This is a genomic window from Flavobacterium sp. FG68, assembly GCF_057808895.1.
In genome coordinates this window covers 36042-52944 of record NZ_JBMDIY010000010.1, presented here as the reverse complement: position 1 = coordinate 52944, position 16903 = coordinate 36042, and the positions used below count along the sequence as shown (strand labels likewise).

Here is a 16903-nt window from a genome sequence, read left to right as displayed (position 1 = left end):
AACTTAATCTTATGAATTATACACAAACACCTCAGGCTGCAGCACCAGAATTAAGCGATATACAAGGCCTTATCATAAACGGTTATACGCATCCGTGTTCTGTACATATGCTTTTTAAATTCGATAACGACATTTCTAATTTAAAATATATTCAGGATTTTTTTAAGGATTTGCTTCCATACCTGCAAAGTGCAGAAGACTGGGGCGCTTTAAAACCTGAAATCATGCTAAATATTGGTCTTACGGCTAACGGAATTGGGATTGTAAAACCAAGTCTTAATGTTCAAAACTCCAGCTTTCCTTCTACGTTTAAAAAAGGCCCGTGGGATGTCAATAATGCACAGCAGTCTTTAGGAGATTATGGTACAGGTGCACCTGATCAATGGTGGAATCAAAAATTCAGTAATGAAGATGTGCATTGTGTGGTGCATGCGTATGCAATGAACCCAACGGCACAGGAAAAAATTGTAGGCATTATAACTGATGCCGCCCTGAAAAGCAACGGAATGGTTACGGAGTTGAAACCATTAGAGTCTGAAAGCGGAAGATTAGAGCAATATCTATTAGTGCCATCCGATTATATTCATTTTCGCTACAGGGATTCAATTGATGAACCTAATTTGAATGATAATCCTGCGGGAAAAGATCAGCAAGACCTCAACAACTTTTTAATAGGTTACAGTACGCTTCCAAATCCAATTCCGGGGCCACTTTCAGGGCCGGAAGCTGCTTTTGCTAAAAACGGCTGTTATAATGCGTTTCGAATTTTGTATCAGGATGTTGAAGCTTTTAATAACTTTCTTGATACACAGGCTGAATCGATTGCACCGCAAATTAAAAACACGAAGGATTATGCAGAAGAATGGCTTGCTGCGAAAATGTGCGGAAGATGGAGAAATGGTTCTCCATTAGTACTTTCGCCAGACAAACCGGAACATGATACTTCTAAAGCTACTGATTTTGGTTATTTAAAAGATGATATGCAAGGGCTTAAATGTCCGTTTTCTGCACATACAAGAGTATCAAATCCACGTGATGAAGGTGTTGAAGTAGCTGGTTCAGATACGGTTCCGCGTATTATAAGACGAGGAATGCCGTATGGTCCGCCTTTATCAATTGATCCTAAAGCAGACCGCGGATTGATTGGTTTATTTCTTTGTGGTGATTTAAGCAGTCAGTTTGAAACGCTTTACGGATGGATTAACTTGAATAATTTCAGCAATGTTTTTGATCCTGCCGAAAATACGCCGCAAGATCCTTTGGTTGCGAATCGTATTGTGCCGCTACCGGGCAATATCGATCCTAATTTTACGATTCCTATGGAAGATGGAAACAACATTGTTATCGATGGGCCTCTGCCTCAATTTGTAGTAACCCGTGGAACGGCTTATTTGCTTCTGCCTTCTATTTCGGCAATTACTGCAATAGCAAATGGCGAAGCGTAAATAATTAGTTAAAAATTGTTGTTAGAAAAAATAAAAAAACCATCTGCGCCGGCGGATGGTTTTTAGCTTTTATTGAGTTTATTTACATCATAAAATACAGTGCTCTCTGCAGTATTTCGAGCTGTTTTTCGATCATGTTGGATATTACAAATTTCTTATCCGGTAATTTTGGAATGTGGCTGGAGGATTTCTTAAAATTGAATTTTAAATCCTGCAAAACTTCTATTTTGGTTTTTGAGGCATCTATTAAAAATAAACCTTTGATTTCGCCTATTAATGACATGCTGTTGTAAAGGTGTTTACTAAACAGGCAAACCATAAAATTTGCTTTTATACTTTCTAATTTGAAAAATTCTACGAGTTCCGAATACTCATAGATTACAAATACAGAATAATCGTATTGGTTTGATTTATTCTCGTTTTTCAATAAAAAAGAGTCTTCAGAAAATTCAAAGTCATTTTTAAATTTTCTTTTAAACATTTTTAAAAAAATCCCTTTATTGTCCCTAACTAAAACTCTTTTTTTTCTGATCATCTCTTAAGAATTAGCATTTAACTTTTCTTATAAATAAATTATATTTTAATAATACAGTGATAGAAAATTTCTTTGGAATATAAAATCAGAGCCACTTTTATATCATGAAATTTAAAAGATAAAAGGATATTTAAAACAAGAAATTAAAGAGTGTCTAAAGGTAGTACAACAATGAGGAATTAAGATAAATGTAAAAGGAAATGAGCCCAATATATATATCGAGCTCATTTTTATCTTATTTGGTTATAAATCGTGTAAACTTTTGAGTGCAGTTTATTTGTAGGTGGTTCTTGGTAAAAATATTAGTAAAGAATCAAAAAATCAACGAAGATGTTTACTTCATAAAAAATAAAAGGCTTGTTGTTTTCTTTTTAAGCTGTAAGTAAGTGTTTGAGTTAAATTGTAAATTAGAAAATCTTAAATACCTGCATTAAGGTTTGGTGTATCTGCGGTACTTAAGCTTTTTAGCTTTTTTATTTTATCATTCAATTTCAAAACCCTGTCGAGTTGTTTTTGCTGAATCGTGTATTTAGTATAATATCTATACCATTCTTTTCCAATAAAAAAGGTTGTCACAGAAACTCCTGTGAGTACACCAATAAAGTAATTAGTAATGTCCATAATTTCTAGTTTTTAAATTTAAAAAGCATTTTTATCTCCTTTCAGAGTCACAATAACGGTTAACAAGCAAATCTTAATATCTGTAATTAAACTCCAGCGCTGCAGATATTGTATGTCTGTAGTAACGCGGCGTTTCATGTCGACTACTCTTTTGGTTTCTCCCCTAAGTCCCGAAACCTGAGCTAATCCTGTAATTCCTGGTTTTACAAAATGGCGAACCATAAAATTATTGATATGACAATTGTAATCTGTTGTGTGTTTAATCATATGCGGGCGCGGCCCAACAATACTCATATTTCCCATCAAAACATTAAAAAACTGGGGCATTTCATCTAAACTTGTCCTTCGCAGGAATTTTCCAATTGGCGTAACTCTCGAATCTCCTTTTCTGGCCTGCTGACTTTCATCTCCGGAATTCATGTACATGCTTCGAAACTTATAACACCAAAAAGGTTCATTTTTTTTGCCTGTTCGCATTTGTTTAAATAAAACCGGGCCTTTGCTCTGTCTTTTAATCAAAATAGCCAGTAAAGGATAAAGCCAGGACATGATAAAAACAATCACCATAAGGCTGAAAACAATATCAAATATTCTTTTAATCAATCTGTTATAAGCATTTTGTAACGGCTCAAAACGAGGTTTAATAACATGGAAATTATTTAAATGACTGGAGTTAAAATGTTTTTTTGAGATGGATGAAAAGTCAGGGACAAATTTTAAACGCATGCAGTATTTGTCACCAAGCTCAAAAAAATAGTTTAAATCTGAAATAAAATCAGGTTTGGATACAATGTACAATTCATTAATATGATCTCTGGATGCATTATGAATGGCTTCAGAAAGTGCTTCGCTAAATTCTTCATTGCTTTTATAATCTGCAGTCGAATTTTCATTAAGAATACCCAAAAATTGAATAAAAAAAGAATTTGTTTCCAGATGAGAAGCTAACTCAATACTCGTTTTATTAAATCCCCATATAGCAACTGTATATTGTTTAAAAACCCATCCTTTAATTTCTCCTATTACCAGTGTAAATAAAATTCTGGAAAGCAGAAAATAGAATAGCAAAAAGCTCAATTGAAAAAGGTTTGCCCGACTTCCAAAAAAGTAAAGAACGTTATCCTGAAAAATAAAAATATAACTGTGCCACAAGATTCTCTGTGTAAAAAAAGCACGCCAGCTGTTGCGAAAAAAATATTCCAGACTAAAAAGAACATCTATTCGATACAATTGAAAATAAGTTACTGAGAATAACCAGCTTAAAATTGTAATAGGAATCATTTTATCCAAAAGCAAAGCATTCCAGCCAATCCTCTCTTCGCTTGCAAAATTCAGGAACACTATAGTACCAAGTATCATAGCGATCATGTCTGCAATTGCACAGCAGATTATGAAGGTAAATTTATGTCTGTTTCGCATTTTTTTAATTTTTTGAATAAATTGTAAAACAATCCTCCTGCTATACTTCCTATAATTCCATAAAAAACATCCATTATATCGGGGTTTCTTTTTTGAACTATAAACTGTCCTCCTTCGGCTATACAAACAATTATGGCAGCGATGCCTATGTTTTGTATAAAGTTTAAATTTTTGCTTTGATTTGTTTCATTCGGGCTCTTTTGCTGTACATATGCTTCTAACAGAAAACCAACGGCTAAAAAAGGGACAGCAGTGCGTAGATTGTAATAATGATTACTCCAGTTTAAAAGCCATCTTGGCAGGTAACTTTCGGTTCTTAAACTAGGATCGGGCAGCCAGGAAAAATAGAAAACAACACCAATAACGACAAGCAATATCAACAGAACTATTTTTTGAAACATTGTTCACTATTTAATTTTTTAGTAAATGTGCTTTTAGTATTTGGGGTGAATTTGCGGCGGGAAAAAATATAACTTAGGCTTCTTTTATTCTAAGACCTCTTTTATACCAAGGTCTTTTTATTTTCAATTCCTGATACTGATAACCGTAGTTTCGGCCATAACCATATCCGTATGCCGTTTTCATATTTACGGCATTGATCAAAATACCAACATTCCTTAATTGCTCTTTTTTAATAAAATTACTTACCTGAACTAAATTGCTCTTATCTGTATAATCGTATTTTACAACAAATACAGTAACATCTGCCAAATGACTAAAATTGAGCGTGTCAGACACTATTTGTACTGGGGCGGTATCTAATATTATAAAGTCATACAGGTCTTTTGCTTCTTCAATCAATACTTCAAAATTAGAATTGGTGATTAATTGAGAAGGATTTGGAGGCACTTCGCCAGCAAGCAGAATATCAAGGTTTTTAGAATAATTAGTGTCTTTTTGCAGGAATCCTTTCCAGTCATCATTTTTATTCGCCAGGTAATTGGTAAGACCTGATACGTTTTTGTTGATATTGAAATATTCATGCAATTGAGGATTTCTTAAATCAACACCAATTAGTAATACTTTTTTGTTAAGGTTACTAATTGTTACTGCATTATGAAAGGCACAAAAGGATTTTCCTTCTCCCTGAATACAAGACGTAAACAGGATTATATTTCCTTTGTCTTCCTTTTTTTTGTGCAGCAAATAGCGAATATTTGAAACCAAAGTACGCGTTGCCTCTGCAATTAACGAATGAGAAGTCGCTGTATTTTCTAACTTTTCGGTGGTATTTATTTTAGGAATATGTCCCAAAATAGGAATATTGGCAATTACTTTTTGAATGTCTTCTTCGTTATGCACTTTGGTATCCAGATATAAACGAACGTATATTATCCCAAAAGGAAGCAGTAAACCAAACAGAAAAGCTCCCAGCATAAAGGATTTAGGCTGAGGAAATATGGCTGAATAATTCGTTTCTGGCGCATTTAAAGTTTTTAAGTTGGATTCCAGAATTGCTCCGTTCAAAACTGCTTCTTCCTTTTTTTGTAATAATGCTACATAGGTTTCTTCTTTCATACTAAGATTACTATTGATGTTACCCAATATTTTATCTTGCGTAGGAATGTTTTTAATTTTTGAAGCGGCAATAGTTTCCTGAGTTTTATTGACGATATTGTTTTGATTTAGAAAGTTTAAATAGCCTTCTAAAGAATTCAATATTTCTTGTTTTGAAACTCTTAACTGCGTCATTAAAGTAATATACGCCGGATTGTTTTTTTGTGCTCTCTGCAAGATTAATTCACTATCCATGAGCTTTGTATTATAATTTAAAAGCATTTGATTGACGATCGATGATTCTAAATTATAATTAGTGCCTAAAGTCTGGCCGGGTTCTCTTTTTCTGATGTCGTTAATGGCATAATTGGCAAGTGAAATTTGCTTTTCGTTGAGTAAAGAACTTTCCGTTTTCTGACTTCTGTCGGCAGTTTTTTCGGCAATATAATTGTCCATTACGGCTATTTCATTGTTTTGCAGGTATCTTTCTTTTACACTTTCAATAGAATCTTTTTCTCTGGTAAAACTTTTTATCCTTTGGTTTAAATACGTAACGGTATTGGTAAACGTTTTTTGTTTGTTGATGACAATGCTTTTATCCAGCAGAACGATAATTTCATTTAATATTTTTCGTGAGCGTACAGGGTCAGAACTGATATGATTTAGTTCGATTGTTCCTTTTGATTTTTCATCGGATAAAACAATAAGCGATGATTTCAATTCTTTTAAAGCAGCGTCTGTTGGTTCCAGATTTACCTTATATTCTTTATCAAAATAATACGATGCATTTTTCTTTGCTTTTGAGGCTAATCTAATTTTAAATGGCAAACCGAACACTGCTTCTTTTCCATCATATCCATTTACGCGGTATTTCTTTTCTGAAGCAACATCAGTTATAATAAATCCGCCTTTATCTACTTTAATTTCATACGAAACCTGCGGTAAAGAATCTCTGGAAACCGTTAGTTTTAAAACAAAGGGAACTTCGTTTACAGCATTATTTTGTGTGGTATATACTTTTTCAAAATAACTCACATTTAGTTTCAAATTCTTTACTACACCCAGCAAAAACTCGTTAGATGTAATCAATCTGATTTCGTCGTCTAAATTATCTTCGTTATTTTTTTGATCGGTACTAATGGTTATAATTTTCGTTTTGTCTTCTTGTTTTTTATCCAAAAAAATCATAGCCGAAGTCTGGTACGTTGGCGGCACTATTTTGATAAAAATGAATGCTGCACCTACGCATAAAATTAAACTAAGCAGGAACCAAGGCCAAAACTTGAGATACTTTAAAAATTCTTTTTTAAAATCCATAATTATTCAATTAATTATACAACAGTATTCATAACACATAATTTCAAGCTGTACATTACTTTATCACTGTGCAATAAGTAAAACGACGGCTAAAAGAGAAGCTGTTATACCCAAAACCTGTATAGGATCTTTGATTAAACCGCCGCTGTTTGCTTTTAGTTTATTGGGTTCTACTACAATAACATCGTTCTGCCTGATTCTGAAATTTGGGTTGTTCATCCAGGAAGCTGTGGTTAGATCAATATGAAAAACCAAACGTTTTCCGTCCACTTCCCTGATTAGTTTTATATCTGTTCGAACGGCAGAATAGGTTAAATCTTTTGCCAGTCCTATGGCGTCGAGAAGGCTGATAGATTCTTCGCTAAAAGGGATTACGCCGGGTGAATTTACTTCTCCCAAAATGGTAAATTTATTATTGAGAACTCTAACCTGCACGGTAGGATTTACTAAATAACCTTCGCCTATTAAGCGTTCTTTTATTTTTTGTTCTGCATTAGTTGGCGTTAAGCCGCCTACTTTCACTTCATTTAAAATAGGCATCATGATATTTCCCTGAGGAGTCACTAAATACCCTGATAATTTCATCATTTCTACAGAGGTTTGTCCGTTGGTAGTTCCCACATTCATATTAAAAGGCGCCGCTACCACAGGATTAAGATCTCCTACATCAATTTTTAAAATATCGTTGGGCTGTATTTTGGTCGATGTATAAACTAAAGTCGAGTTTGCATAGCTGTCTAAATCTTGTAAATACAGCATTTCTTTTTTTGTGGTACAAGACTGAAGCATTAATAAAAGCAATAAAAATATCGGAAGTAAAATTTTCTTCATGTTCATCGTAGTATATTTTAGTGTTTTTTAATTACTCTAAATTCTATTGAAATAAATCTGCTTAAGACCTATGTTCACTATGATGAAAAAAATACTGATGATCAATATTTATCCTTTATTAATGAACTATATACTGCCTAAGAGCGATACTTTTTTTAAGAAAGACAACAAATATGGCTGCCAGACCGTGAAACTTATAAATCTTATAATCTTCGTATAAAACCTCAAAAGCACGTTTTAAACTGGTACTCATGCCGCCCATTCTCATTTTCACGATATAGGCATCGATGTAACTCATATTAATTTTGTGCTTGTACAAATAGCGGAGCAAAAACTCAGTATCTGATGCTATTTTAAAATCAAGGTTGTATAAACCATGTTTATCAATTACAGCTTTTTTTAAATAAACTGTTGGATGAAGGGGCAGCCATCCTTTTTTAACTCTTTTAAGACTAAAAACGCCTCCTATTCTATCGCGGATTAAACGTTCCTCTTTATCATTGGAAACATAAATTCCGTCGCCGTAAACTCCGTCGATAGTATTATCATTTTCAAAACGAGCCGCAATTCTTGAAATCGCTTTTCGATCGTAAAACTCATCATCAGAATGCATTAAACCAATTACATCTCCTGTTGCCAGTTGAAAACCTTTGTTAATGGCATCGTACATACCTTTATCAGGTTCTGAAATATATTTAGAAATTTGATCTTTATAAGATTCTATAATCTCCTGCGTTCCATCTTTAGAATTACCATCGATAATGATGTATTCGATATCAGGGTAATTTTGTGAAAGCACACTTTGAATCGCTTTTTCAATCGTAGCTTTACGATTGTAACACACTGTAATTATGGTAATTTTCATCAGTAATTATACTTTAGGATAAAAATGTTACATAATTTCCATATAAAACTAAAACAAAAGATTTCTACTAAAAAAAGTTCTCGATGAACCGCCTCAATTGTCGTTAAAACCCCTAAAAGTCAAAGTTTTAAGTTGGAAATCATTTATATTATTTCCTTAATAAGGAAATTGTGAAAAAGAAGGCTTTGCCTGATTTAGCAATAATTGGTCAAAATATTCGATTGTAGCAGTCAAACCTTCGCGTAATTCTATTTGAGGTTTCCAGCCATTTAGTTTGTTATGAGCCAAAGAAATATCCGGCTGTCTTTGTTTGGGATCATCCTGCGGTAAACCAAGATGAATAATTTTTGATGATGAACCTGTCAGTTCAATAATGGCCTGCGCTAGTTCGAGCATCGTAAACTCGTTTGGATTTCCCAGATTTACCGGACCTAAAAAATCACGATCTGAACCCATCATTCTAATCATGCCTTCGACTAAATCATCAACATATTGAAACGAACGGGTTTGCAAACCGTCACCAAAAATGGTAATATCTTTTCCCTGTAAAGCCTGAACAATAAAGTTAGAAACCACTCTGCCGTCTGCCGGATTCATGTTTGGGCCGTAGGTATTAAAAATTCTGATGATTTTAATGGCCACTTTATTTTGATTGTGATAATCCATAAACAAAGTCTCGGCGCAGCGTTTTCCTTCATCATAACAAGAGCGAATTCCTATTGGGTTGACATGTCCCCAATAACTTTCGGTTTGCGGATGTACCAAAGGATCGCCGTAAACTTCGCTTGTACTCGCCTGCAAGACTTTTGCCTTAACGCGTTTTGCTAATCCCAATACATTGATTGCGCCCATAACCGATGTTTTTATGGTCTTTATTGGATTATACTGGTAATGTACCGGAGATGCCGGACAAGCCAAATTGTAAATCTCATCGACCTCAGCATAATAAGGTTCTGTTATGTCGTGACGCACCATTTCAAAATACGGATTATCGATTAAATCAATAATATTCGATTTGGTTCCGGTAAAGTAATTGTCGAGGCAAATTACTTCGTTCCCTTCATTCAATAATCTTTTACATAAATGTGAGCCTACAAATCCGGCTCCTCCAGTTATTAATATTCTTTTCATATTAATTCTTGTTTTTGATTAGATCAATTTTTGTTTGAATTTGAAAAAAGTAATGTGACTTAAAACGTGCCAGATAAAATCCTTCTTTTCCATCTAAAAAACCCAGCTTTAAAAAATAAGCGCCAAAAAAATAAACTGCAGGAAGTAATCCTGTATTTAGAAGTCCGTATTTAATTTTTTGGTTTAAGGATAAAAGCGTGTTTTTAGATTTTTTGATTTGTAAATATCTCTGGGCTTCCCAACTTGAATAAGCATTGTGTTTATCTATATAATGTTCCAGATTTTTAAAATCTTTATGAACGACTTTTGCTTTGATAACGCCTACTTTACCTTCGATAATAGGATGTTCATGCACTTCCATATCTAAATGGCTCCATAAATCTTCTTCGATTTTTTCGTAAGCTCCTTTTGATTTCTTAAAAAGTGCCGATTTTTGAAACCCATATCCGTACTTGAGTTTTCTTCCCATAAAATAGTTTTCAAAACGAATCGTGAAACCGTTATATGTTGGATCTTGGATTTTATGTTCTATTTCGTTGACAAATTCATCTGTAACAAATTCATCGGCATCGAGAAACAAAATCCATTCGTTAAGAAGGTTTGCGTTTTGCAATGCCCAATTGCGTTTTTTAGGGAATTTACCATTCCATTGAAATTGCAATACTTCGGCTCCCATAGCTTTTGCAATAATTATGGTATCATCAGTACTACCTGAATCGACTACAATTAGTTGGGAAAATCGCTTTAATTTATCCAGGCATGAGGGTAAATTCTGCGCTTCGTTTTTGACAGAAACGATTACGGAAATTGGAATTTTATTCAAAGCTTCTAAATTTTATTAGTTTGGAAGGATTTCCTCCTACTATGGAATTTTCCTCAACATCTTTAATAACTACGGAACGGGCGGCTACAACAGAATAATTTTCTACAGAAACTCCCGGCGCAATAAAAGCATCGGCAGCAATCCATACGCCGTTTCCTATCGTGATTGGTTTTAATAGTAGAGGAAAATCTTTTTTAGTATAATCATGGGTAGAGGCACATAGATAGGCTTTTTGTGATATTATGGTATTATCACCAATGCTGATTTTTCCCTGATTATAACAATCCACTTTAGGTCCTAAACTGGAATTTTTACCCAATTCTAAATTCCACGGAGCCCATACTTTTACGGAAGCATAAACATGTGACGACCAATCTATTTTTGCACCGAAACATTTTAGTACCAAAACTCTCCATGTTTTAAATAAACGGGAAGCAAATGGGCGAAATATAATCAGCCGGGCAAAATTCCAGATCAATCTTGAAATTTTGTTTTTTAAGCTAAAAGAATGACTATAAGTAGATAAATCCAAAACTGCGTTAATTAAGTATTTTTTTATACAAGTCGTTCATTTGATTGGCAACAGCTTTAATTTCATATTTTTCTGCCACAAGTCTTCTTCCTTTTCTGCCCATACTTTCCAGTTCATAAGCTGCTGTATTCAATACTTGCGTAATGATTTTTTCGAGATTTTGAACCGATAAATTTATCCACCAGCCGCATTCGTGTATTTCAAGATCTTCCCACGGTGTGCCTTGTGTTGTGATTACCGGAACTCCAAGAGCCAGTGCTTCTGCAATTACAATTCCGAAATTTTCGCTGTGCGTTGGCAGCACCATAACATCGGCAGATCGTAAAAAATCCCATTTTTCATTACCGTATTTTGCGCCGACAAAATTTACATTTTTGAGATCTCTGGCACTGTTGCTTAAATGCGCTATATAATTTTTATCGCCATTTCCTGCAATTTCAAGATTCCATCCATCAGTCTTACAATGACGCCAGGCTTCCAGCAGTAATTCAATTCCTTTTTTGGGATGAATTCTGGATATAAAAACCATTTTTTTTGTTCCGTAACATTCTTTAATTCCTTTGATATCGTTTAAATCAATACCATTTGGAATGATAGAAATAGGCGGTTTAAATCCTAAATACTGAATATTTAGCGCTTCCATTTCTGCAGTTGTATGTAAAAAGGCAACATCCTGAATGGCTTTTTTTTGATATAAAAACAATCCTAATCTTTTCTTCCACGGATTGTTAGCCATGATCCAAGGTTCTAACATGCCGTGTGGAGACAGGATTACTTTAATACCTATTTCCTGAGCTACTTTTTGAAAACCCCAATTTTGCGGACTCCAGATTCCGTTAATATGAACTATATCTGGTTTTTCGGCCATTAAAAAGATTCTAAACTCTTCGAGCATATCAAACCATCTCAAAATACCGCCTTCAAAAAATTTAATTCGAATACCCGGAATATCTATAGGATGAGCCGTTTTTTTTGTTGCTACTATTATTTCCATATGTTTTGATAAAGCCGTGCTTAATAATCGCATATATTCTGTAGTTCCTCCGCCGCCTTTATCAATCCCCGCAATAAAATGGATTACTTTCATACAATTTGATTTATTTCTTTGTAAATAACTTCGACAGCATCAAGGAAATATTCTGTTGTAAATTTTTGTGACTGGGTAAAAGATCTTTCAATTGTTTCCGTTTGCTGAGGCCGGCTTAATTTCAATACTTTTTCGATTGTTTTTGCGCCTTCCTCTTTCCATTGCTGCCACTGTGCAGGATCTGCCGGTTTTTTCTCAATGTAAAAAGCGGCCATTCCGCCTACTTCATTCATTGGTGCTTTATTGGTCGTGATTACCGGACATCCAGAAGCCATTGCTTCAATAATGGGCCAGCCAAAACCTTCATCTAATGACGGAAACAATAAACAAATTGCTCCGGAATAGGCATTATTAACATGTTCATCTGATAAATTGGTGATGAAATGAATATCGCTTTTGAATGGTGATTTTTTGTGCAGAAGATTTAATTCTTCTGATGGTTCTTCACCAATTAAAACCAACGGTATGTTTGTATGGTATAAGTTTCTCCAGGTTTCGTAAATCTCCAAAACACCTTGTCGGTTTTTATAATATTGATTCCCGCCAATGTGCATGATATAACCCTGAGATAAAAGTATATTGAATTTTGTTTCTAATAAATCTCTTGAAGATTCTCTTGGCAGAGAAAAAAAAGGACGGCTTAATCCATTATAACATACTTTTGAATTAGCGATTTCCCCTAAATGAAGCTGGTGTAAATCTTGTCGTGTTTTTTTTGAAATGGAAATGAAATTTTTTCCTTTTGAGAAACCTCTTCTAATATAAATTTGATACAGCTTTCCGGTAAACGATGTCGGGTTTTCAGGCACCATTCCCAATGCCGATTTTAAGGCTAAAAAATCATGGCAGTGTACAACGTGTTTTCTGTTTTTTACCAAAGGAACCCACGGCCCAAGCGCCTGATCTGCAAATACAAAAAGAGTATCTTTTGATGAATTGCGTAATTTTAGTTTTACTTCTAATGGAAATACAAAATACTGATCCACATAACCCAGCCATTTTTTAAAGGATTTCATTATGGGCAGTTTATAAAATCTTGCTTTCGGACTCCAGACTGCTACTTCATGTCCTCTTTCTTTCATTCCGTTTAGCAGCATATTGGCATAGCGAGGCATGCTTTGATGAGCTGTAAAGGAAGGATGCGTAAAAAGGACAATTTTCATCATTCTGTTTTCAAATTGATGTTTATACCAGCTAGTAATAAACCTGTGGCAAGCACGGCGCAGCCCAGCATACTTGGCTGTGCCCACTGACCTTGCATGATTAAAAACAAAGCCGTTCCGCAGAATGTTAAGGGCAATAGTTTATAGTTTCCGGGTAATTTTATAGAACTGTAAAAAAGTCCAAAGGCTAAAACTAATCTCAAAACGACAAGACCGCCGCCTAAAATAAGCCCCTGCTCGCCGCCCACACGATTTAATTCGCCTTCTGAAACTAAAAATTTTCTTTGACCTGTTAATAACTGTGCGCCCGCATTTGTTCCCATTCCTAAATTGCCTTCAAATAAAGGTGCTTTTAATAATGTTGTGATGGGTTCTGTAAATCCGTTTATAGTTCGCATTACAATAGATCCTCCTTCTTGTCCTTTTGCCGTATCAACACGGCTCATAAAAACCTGAGTTCCTAAATTAAAAATGGAGGTTGTTTTTTGTAAAACCATGAATAAAACCAAAATTACTAAAACGGTCGATATTAATCGTATTAATGATTTTACACTGGTTGTTGATCCTGCAAAAGCAAAAAATCCAACTAATAAAACGCCTAAAACTGCGGTTCTGCTCACCGTTAACGGCAAAGCAATTATTAACGCTACTGTACTGGAAATAAGTAAAAGTTTAGAACACGTTTCTTTTGAAAGCCAGAAATAAAATACAAATACCGAAACCAAAATATAATAAGCCGATAATCCTGTTGTAAACGAAAATGTTCCTGATGGCCTGAAATATCCCATTGCGCCATCAAAACCTGCACTTCCTTCTCCGCCCAAACCTGTATTGATGTAAGCAGTCTGAGGACTTGTAAACTGAAGGTAAATAATGATGGTCATTAAAATATTGGTAGCCAGCATGACACGTCCCATTTTAAGGACATCTTCTTTTTTAAATACGGCTCCAATTATAAAAATCAGCGGAAAATGAATCAGCATAATTCTTGCTCCGTAAAGACCTACAAATAGGTTTCCGTGTCCAAAAGTGAGCGTAATCGCTAAACCCAATAATGTAAAAATGGCGCTTAAAACTACATAGCCGTTTATAAATTTTACATCAAGATAAAAAGCTCTTATGATGATGAAAATAGCAATTGGGTCACGCACAATTAAAAGCGGCGTAGCCAGACTTGGCAAAATCCATTTACGGAGAGCGCCTTCAAAAACCCAAAGTAAAAAATACAGCCAAATGGCTATTTTTAAGGTTTTGTAAGATTGTTCTAAATCTTGTTCTTTTGGGGTGTCCATTTTTCTAATTGTTTACAAAATCTTTTAATGAAGAAAGTGCATCGGTCATTTCTTTTCCATAAACTGACCACGGTCTGGTTTGCGCTTTATTTTGAGCGGCAAACCCGAATTGTTCCAATATTTCCGGTTTTTCAAGTATTTGAGTAATGACTTCTTTTATGGCTTTTGAAGATCCGGCGGGGACAATCCATCCGTCTTTTCCGTGTTCTATTAAATCCGGGCCTGCGGTACGATTGGTTGTAATAACCGGAATTCCCTGCGACATGGCTTCGGTAATAACCAAACCAAAACCTTCAAAAAGAGAAGGAAAAACAAATACGTCATGTTCGTACATACACTCTAAAACCTCATCGTGAGATAATGACGGAATCCAGTTGTGTTTTTCTAATGCCTGATTTAATGCTTCGCAATTGGATACTGCTTTATGCCCCACAATTGTCAACTCAACTTTGTCTTCCATTTTTTCGACTGCATCAAATAAATAGGATATTCCTTTTCGCTGCGATAAACCTCCTATGAATAAAATTTTAAGCTTTCGATCTAAAAGAGGTTCGTAATATTTTTTTCTGGTAACTGCCGGAAAGCCGTATGGAATTACTTTTATTTCGGGCAGGTTTCCTTTATAGTTTTCTAATGTTTTTTTGGTAAAACTGCTGGCAACAAAAATTACATCTGCCAGAGCTAATTCTTCATCTTTTTTGCTCAGTTTTCCTAGTGAATCATTGAAACCTGTAAGCGTATCTGACCAAGCAGGGTTAATGTCAAATTCTTTCTGCATCAATAACCGGGCGCTTTTCCAATACCCAATTGGTAAATCGTAAATGCAGTAAAGTCCTAATTGTTTTGCTGCTTTAAATGTCGATAAAGCTCCGTCTTCGTATGCATAAACGCCTAAAAGACCTTCTTTTTTTAATTCAGCTAAATTATCAGCAACCCATTTATCATGCTTTTGATAGACTTTGTCAATACAGAAAAACCCTTTTTCGTGTGTGATTAAAAAATCTAATTTAAATTTTGAAGTCAATAAACGTGCGAATTCAAAAAAGGATCTTGATCGTGTGTAGGGCTGCCAGGTTTCGTCTAAACTTCTTCTTTTTAAATCTTTTAGTTTCGGATTATTTCCAAGCTTAAATAATAATTGTCCGGGAAATATAGCAATCGAAGTAAACAGTTTAAAAAGCTGCTGTTCTTTCAATAAACCGGTTACGAGATTTTTTGAATTGGCGTTTAAAGTTGGATGTGAAACCAATAATTTCATACTACCGAAATTGAATTGATAAACTGCGCAGCAATAGCATTTAAGTCTGAAATCTCAACGTTTTGCGGTGTTATATTCAGATTGTTTTTTTCGTATTTAATAATCTGCGGAATCACATATTGCCCTTTTGTTGGCGTCCAATTTCTTGAAACACAAATCGTATTGATTTGATGTTCTTTGTACGCTGCAAAAACACCGCTTTTTTCTGTTTGAAAATACGGAGTTGTTGATATTCCAAAATCACTGTCTCTCAAAACCTGTGATATTACTTTTTCAGATTGTACGCCTAGAATTTCATAAGTGATTTTATATTTATCTAATATGGCTGTATAATTAGTAAGTTCAGGGCCGTTTTTACCGATGAAAACAAATTTTATAGGTTTCTCAAATTGATCTGAATTACTGCTTAAATCTTTAATAAAATCTTCAAAAGGAGCTCCGTTATGAATGGTTCCAAACAGAACAAACTGGGCAAATTCTATTGGTTCTTTTTTCTCTGCTGTTAACGGAATATTACCGCAAATAGGCAAAACTTCTGCTTTGATATTTTGAGATTGAAGAAAGAACTGGTATAATTTATTTTGGGTATTTATGGAGTGTGTTTTTGTATTGTGGACTATTTTTTTGGCGATTACCTGCTGCAACTTTCCAATACATTTGTGTTTAATGGAAGATTCGGTATCAATTCCCAGCCATAATTCATGAAACATAATATGCCATTTATGATTTCCTCTAATTTTTTTTAGATAAGAAGGAAGCCAAAACGGCAATCCTTTTGGATTGAAACTATATGGAACGTATTGCAGCGAAATCCAGTCAGGTTCAAAATCTTTCAGGATTTTTTGCAGCCAAATTAAACGCTGATCGTTTGGTACAGCAACCGGAATTCGATGTACGATTACGGGAGTTTCTTCTACAACCTGAGTTTCGCTGATAAACGAAACGGCTTCGTGATCGCATAAAGATAAAATCTGTGCATCGTGGCCGGATTTTATAAGTTTACCACATAAGCGGCGGGTATAATCGCCTACTCCATCGTTACCAATTTCTGCAGAGCCGCAAATGAAGAGTATTTCCATTTCGTGAT

The 16903-nt window shown here is 34.7% G+C and carries 16 protein-coding genes; 1 reads left to right on the top strand and 15 read right to left on the bottom strand.

Features of this window, described 5'->3' with window-relative positions; all coding sequences use genetic code 11:
• The first annotated feature begins 11 nt into the window (after nucleotides 1-11).
• Nucleotides 12-1445, top strand: coding sequence for a Dyp-type peroxidase (locus ACODSB_RS08465; protein WP_488936724.1), 1434 nt, complete (start codon nucleotides 12-14; stop codon nucleotides 1443-1445).
• Between the two features lie 82 nt (nucleotides 1446-1527).
• On the opposite strand, the gene ACODSB_RS08460 is transcribed toward ACODSB_RS08465, so the two are convergent.
• The 15 genes from ACODSB_RS08460 to ACODSB_RS08390 all read right to left on the bottom strand — a co-directional run bounded on the left by ACODSB_RS08460 (nucleotide 1528) and on the right by ACODSB_RS08390 (nucleotide 16895).
• Entirely contained in the window at nucleotides 1528-1926 is a 399-nt protein-coding gene (locus ACODSB_RS08460) for a hypothetical protein (RefSeq protein WP_123959181.1), read from the bottom strand.
• Nucleotides 1927-2397: 471 nt separating this feature from the next.
• Nucleotides 2398-2601 carry a hypothetical protein gene (locus ACODSB_RS08455; protein WP_053470206.1) on the bottom strand — a complete coding sequence of 68 codons (204 nt, stop codon included), beginning with the start codon at nucleotides 2599-2601 and terminating at the stop codon, nucleotides 2398-2400.
• 18 nt (nucleotides 2602-2619) lie between these two features.
• Nucleotides 2620-4020 carry an exopolysaccharide biosynthesis polyprenyl glycosylphosphotransferase gene (locus ACODSB_RS08450; RefSeq protein ID WP_488936723.1) on the bottom strand — a complete coding sequence of 467 codons (1401 nt, stop codon included), beginning with the start codon at nucleotides 4018-4020 and terminating at the stop codon, nucleotides 2620-2622.
• Nucleotides 3990-4421: a hypothetical protein gene (locus ACODSB_RS08445; protein ID WP_488936722.1), complete on the bottom strand. Its 432-nt coding sequence runs from the start codon at nucleotides 4419-4421 to the stop codon at nucleotides 3990-3992. Before ACODSB_RS08445 ends, ACODSB_RS08450 begins: the two co-directional genes overlap by 31 nt.
• Before the next feature lie 73 nt (nucleotides 4422-4494).
• Nucleotides 4495-6834 (bottom strand): polysaccharide biosynthesis tyrosine autokinase, encoded by a 2340-nt coding sequence (locus ACODSB_RS08440; RefSeq protein ID WP_488936721.1) that lies wholly within the window; start codon nucleotides 6832-6834, stop codon nucleotides 4495-4497.
• Nucleotides 6835-6897: 63 nt separating this feature from the next.
• Nucleotides 6898-7671: a polysaccharide biosynthesis/export family protein gene (locus tag ACODSB_RS08435; RefSeq protein WP_180858721.1), complete on the bottom strand. Its 774-nt coding sequence runs from the start codon at nucleotides 7669-7671 to the stop codon at nucleotides 6898-6900.
• A gap of 112 nt (nucleotides 7672-7783) precedes the next feature.
• On the bottom strand, nucleotides 7784-8530 hold the full coding sequence (locus tag ACODSB_RS08430) for a glycosyltransferase family 2 protein (RefSeq protein WP_488936720.1): 747 nt from the start codon (nucleotides 8528-8530) through the stop codon (nucleotides 7784-7786).
• A 156-nt stretch (nucleotides 8531-8686) separates the two neighbouring features.
• The gene (locus tag ACODSB_RS08425; protein WP_488936719.1) at nucleotides 8687-9661 is read right to left on the bottom strand and encodes a UDP-glucuronic acid decarboxylase family protein; all 975 of its coding nucleotides are present in this window, start codon (nucleotides 9659-9661) and stop codon (nucleotides 8687-8689) included.
• Nucleotide 9662: 1 nt separating this feature from the next.
• The gene (locus ACODSB_RS08420; protein ID WP_488936718.1) at nucleotides 9663-10484 is read right to left on the bottom strand and encodes a glycosyltransferase family 2 protein; all 822 of its coding nucleotides are present in this window, start codon (nucleotides 10482-10484) and stop codon (nucleotides 9663-9665) included.
• Nucleotides 10477-10890, bottom strand: coding sequence for a putative colanic acid biosynthesis acetyltransferase (locus ACODSB_RS08415; RefSeq protein WP_488936717.1), 414 nt, complete (start codon nucleotides 10888-10890; stop codon nucleotides 10477-10479). Before ACODSB_RS08415 ends, ACODSB_RS08420 begins: the two co-directional genes overlap by 8 nt.
• A 133-nt stretch (nucleotides 10891-11023) precedes the next feature.
• Nucleotides 11024-12103: a glycosyltransferase gene (locus ACODSB_RS08410; protein WP_488936716.1), complete on the bottom strand. Its 1080-nt coding sequence runs from the start codon at nucleotides 12101-12103 to the stop codon at nucleotides 11024-11026.
• Nucleotides 12100-13269 (bottom strand): glycosyltransferase family 4 protein, encoded by a 1170-nt coding sequence (locus ACODSB_RS08405; RefSeq protein ID WP_488936715.1) that lies wholly within the window; start codon nucleotides 13267-13269, stop codon nucleotides 12100-12102. Before ACODSB_RS08405 ends, ACODSB_RS08410 begins: the two co-directional genes overlap by 4 nt.
• On the bottom strand, nucleotides 13266-14558 hold the full coding sequence (locus tag ACODSB_RS08400) for a hypothetical protein (protein WP_488936714.1): 1293 nt from the start codon (nucleotides 14556-14558) through the stop codon (nucleotides 13266-13268). Before ACODSB_RS08400 ends, ACODSB_RS08405 begins: the two co-directional genes overlap by 4 nt.
• A gap of 4 nt (nucleotides 14559-14562) precedes the next feature.
• On the bottom strand, nucleotides 14563-15816 hold the full coding sequence (locus ACODSB_RS08395) for a glycosyltransferase family 4 protein (protein ID WP_488936713.1): 1254 nt from the start codon (nucleotides 15814-15816) through the stop codon (nucleotides 14563-14565).
• Nucleotides 15813-16895 carry a glycosyltransferase family protein gene (locus tag ACODSB_RS08390; protein ID WP_488936712.1) on the bottom strand — a complete coding sequence of 361 codons (1083 nt, stop codon included), beginning with the start codon at nucleotides 16893-16895 and terminating at the stop codon, nucleotides 15813-15815. The genes ACODSB_RS08395 and ACODSB_RS08390 overlap by 4 nt, the downstream gene beginning before the upstream one ends.
• Nucleotides 16896-16903 lie beyond the last annotated feature (8 nt).